This is a genomic window from Tepidiforma sp., from assembly GCF_034432735.1.
Classification (GTDB): domain Bacteria; phylum Chloroflexota; class Dehalococcoidia; order Tepidiformales; family Tepidiformaceae; genus Tepidiforma.
The window spans coordinates 1-3,692 of record NZ_DAOUBJ010000069.1 but is presented as its reverse complement, the minus strand read 5'-3'; the positions used below and the strand labels follow the sequence as shown (position 1 = coordinate 3,692).

The window sequence follows — 3,692 nt, the reverse complement described above, 5'->3', positions numbered from 1 at the left end:
TCCCGTGGTCGACGTGCCCGATCGTGCCTACGTTGACGTGCGGTTTCGTCCTCTCGAATTTCGCCTTCGCCATGGTGTTTTGTTCCTTTCGTGTCTTCCTGGGTGGCGGTGATGTGGTGGTTAGCCGACGGCCTGTTTGGTGAGGGTGGCCGCGATGTTTTTGGGGACTTCTTCGTAGTGGTCGAACTCCATGCTGTAGCTGGCGCGTCCTTGGGTGATGGAGCGGAGTTCGGTGGAGTAGCCGAAGGTTTCGGCGAGGGGGACCATGGCGTGGACGATTTGCGTCTTGCCCATGGATTCGCTGCCGAGGATCATGCCGCGGCGGGAGTTGATGTCGCCGACGACGGCGCCGAAGTATTCTTCGGGGCAGCGGACTTCGACTTTCATGATGGGTTCGAGGAGGACGGGGCCGGCCTTTTTGATGGCTTCTTTGACGCCGATGGAGCCGGCGTTTTTGAAGGCCATTTCGGATGAGTCGACGGGGTGGTAGGAGCCGTCGACGAGGGCGACTTTGATGTCGAGGACGGGGTAGCCGGCGACGACGCCGCCTTGGAGGGCTTCTTTGACGCCCTGTTGGACGGCGGGGATGTATTCCTTGGGGACGGCTCCGCCGACGATGCGGTTTTCGAAGATGAAGCCTTGGCCGCGCTCGAGTGGTTCGACTTCGAGCTGGACGACGCCGTATTGGCCGCGGCCGCCGGATTGGCGGACGAACCGGCCTTCGGCTTTGGCTGGCCGGGTGATGGCTTCGCGGTAGGAGACTTGTGGGCGCCCGACGTTGGCTTCGACTTTGTGCTCGCGTTTCATGCGGTCGACGATGACTTCGAGGTGGAGTTCGCCCATGCCGGAGATGATGGTTTGGCCGGCTTCTTCGTCGAAGGTCCAGTGGAAGGTGGGGTCTTCTTCGGCCATTTTGGAGAGGGCGGTGGCGAGCTTGTCTTGGTCGTCTTTGCTTTTGGGTTCGAGTGCGACGCGGATGACGGGTTCGGGGAATTGGATGCTTTCGAGGATGATGGGGGCATCGGGTGCGCAGAGGGTGTCGCCGGTGAAGGTTTGCTTGAGGCCGACGGCGGCGCAGATGCCGCCTGCTCCCATTTCGGTGATGTCTTCGCGCTGGTTGGCGTGCATTTGGAGGAGGCGGCCGATGCGTTCGCGTTCTTGTTTGGTGGAGTTGAGGACGGTTTCGCCGGCTTTGAGGACGCCGGAGTAGACGCGGAGGTAGGCGAGGCGTCCGACGTAGGGGTCGGAGACGATTTTGAAGGCGATGGCGGCGAGGGGTTCGCTGTCGCTGGCGTGGCGGACGACTTCGCCGCCGTTTTTGGGGTCGATGCCTTTGACGGGTGGGATGTCGAGGGGGCTGGGGAGGTAGTCGACGACGGCGTCGAGCATGAGCTGGACGCCTTTGTTCTTGAGGGCGGAGCCGCAGAGGACGGGGTTGGCGAGGTTGGCGATGGTGGCTCGGCGGATGGCGGTTTTGAGTTCGTGGGCGCCGATTTCGTGGCCTTCGAGGTAGGCGATGGCGATCTGGTCGTCGACGTTGCCGATGCCTTCGATGAGCTGTTCGCGGGCTTTTTGGGCGGCGTCGAGGAGGTGGTCGGGGATTTGGCGGCGTTCGGGTTTGTCGCCTTTTTCGCCGCCGAACCACCACCAGCACATTTCGATGAGGTCGATGCAGCCGTCGAATTCGGCTTCGGCGCCGACGGGGATCTGGATGGGAACGGGGTTGGCGCCGAGGCGGTCTTTCATCATGTCGACGGTGCGCCAGAAGTCGGCGCCGACGCGGTCCATTTTGTTGACGAAGGCGATGCGGGGGACGCCGTAGCGGTCGGCCTGGCGCCAGACGGTTTCGGACTGGGGTTCGACGCCGGCGACGGCATCGAAGACGACGACGCCGCCATCGAGGACGCGGAGGGAGCGCTCGACTTCGGCGGTGAAGTCGACGTGGCCGGGGGTATCGATGAGGTTGATTTGGTGTCCGTTCCACTCGCAGGTGGTGGCGGCGGAGGTGATGGTGATGCCGCGTTCGCGCTCCTGTTCCATCCAGTCCATGGTGGCGGCGCCTTCATGGACTTCGCCGAGTTTGTAGGTTTTGCCGGTGTAGAAGAGGATGCGCTCGGACACGGTGGTTTTGCCCGCGTCGATGTGGGCGATGATCCCGATGTTCCGGATGCGATCGAGGTCGGCGTTGCGGGGCATGGGACTCCTGATTTACCAGCGGTAGTGGACGAAGGCGCGGTTGGCCTCGGCCATGCGGTGGGTGTCGTCGCGGCGTTTGATGGCAGCTCCGGTGCCGTTGGCGGCGTCGAGGAGTTCGGCGGCGAGCTTTTCGCTCATGGAGCGGCCGTTGCGGTTGCGTGCTGCGTTGAGGATCCAGCGCATGGCGAGGGCGATGCGCCGGTCGGGGCGGATTTCGACGGGTACTTGGTAGGTGGCGCCGCCGACGCGGCGTGGTTTGACTTCGAGGACGGGTGTGGCGGAGCGGATGGCCTGCTGGAAGACGTCGAGCGGGTCGCGGCCGGTCTGGGTTTGGATGCGGTCGAAGGCGCGGTAGACGACTTTTTCGGCGACGCTTTTTTTGCCTCGTCGCATGAGTTTGTTGATGAAGATCTGGACGTGGACGTTGCCGTAGCGCGCGTCCGGCGGGATGGGGCGTTTTTCGGGCTTGGTGCGTCGGGCCATGTTCGGACTCCGGGTTTCTTCTGCCTGGGTTGGTTAGCGTTTGCGGCCGGCGGCGGGCTGGGCGTTTTTGCGGGTGCCGTATTTGGAGCGGCCCTGTTTGCGGTTGTTGACGCCGGTGGCATCGAGGGCGCCGCGGACGATGTGGTAGCGGACGCCGGGGAGGTCTTTGACGCGGCCGCCGCGGACGAGGACGACGGAGTGTTCTTGGAGGTTGTGACCTTCGCCGGGGATGTAGGCGGTGACTTCGATGCCGTTGACGAGGCGGACGCGGGCGACTTTGCGGAGGGCGGAGTTGGGTTTTTTGGGGGTTTGGGTGCGGACCTGGGTGCAGACGCCGCGTTTTTGGGGGTTGCCGCGGCCGACGGCTTTGGTGAGCTTGCCGGTGTTGGAGTTGAAGCTGAAGAGCAGGGCAGGCGCGCCCGATTTCTTCGTCTTCTTGGTTCGCCCTCTGCGAACGAGCTGGTTGATGGTCGGCATTCCTGCTTCCCCTGCGTTTCAGCGTTTGGTGGGCGCCTGGTGGGGCGCCTGGATGGTTGCCGGGGGGCCGGCTGGTGTTCTGGGCACGAAAACAGGCCGAAAAGCCTGTTCGTGAACAGCGCCCCGCGCTGGTTTCCCGAGCGCAGAGCCGTCTTCAAGCACGCAGCTTTGCGACCTGTGCAAACTCAGAAGGTTCGCCAGTCAAGAAGCGCCAAGGGGGAAGGTTAGCATAGCACGGGGTGCTGTCAACCCGCTGGCGCGCGTGCGGGCGAGGCGGTGGGGCGGCGCCCTCGGACGGCTCGCCTGTGTGGATGATATGACGGGTGTTCCCAACTGGCTACCGATCCGTTCTCGGGTGGACTCTGGGCCTGGTGGGGATGTGGTCGTTTGTTGATGGTAGGCGGCCTCCTGACCAAAGGGCGCCTGGCGACATTGTCCTCCCCGTCGCACGGGGGCGCTCTTTCGGGGGCGCCCCCACCCCAAATCCGGGTGGCCTGGGCGTGGCCTTTCCGGGGGGTTGTGGAGCGGTTTTTCTT

Annotated in this window: 3 protein-coding genes; all 3 read right to left on the bottom strand. The window is 64.0% G+C overall.

The window, feature by feature from the left end:
* Positions 1-120: 120 nt before the first annotated feature.
* From fusA to rpsL, 3 genes are read right to left on the bottom strand one after another with little or no spacing between them, the layout of a single operon-like run.
* Entirely contained in the window at positions 121-2,196 is a 2,076-nt protein-coding gene (gene fusA / locus VAE53_RS06870; protein ID WP_322818627.1) for an elongation factor G, read from the bottom strand.
* A 12-nt stretch (positions 2,197-2,208) separates the two neighbouring features.
* Positions 2,209-2,679 (bottom strand): 30S ribosomal protein S7, encoded by a 471-nt coding sequence (gene rpsG, locus VAE53_RS06865; RefSeq protein ID WP_322818626.1) that lies wholly within the window; start codon positions 2,677-2,679, stop codon positions 2,209-2,211.
* A gap of 33 nt (positions 2,680-2,712) precedes the next feature.
* Complete coding sequence (rpsL, locus tag VAE53_RS06860) at positions 2,713-3,156, bottom strand: 30S ribosomal protein S12 (RefSeq protein WP_322818625.1); 444 nt, start codon at positions 3,154-3,156, stop codon at positions 2,713-2,715.
* Positions 3,157-3,692: the final 536 nt, after the last annotated feature.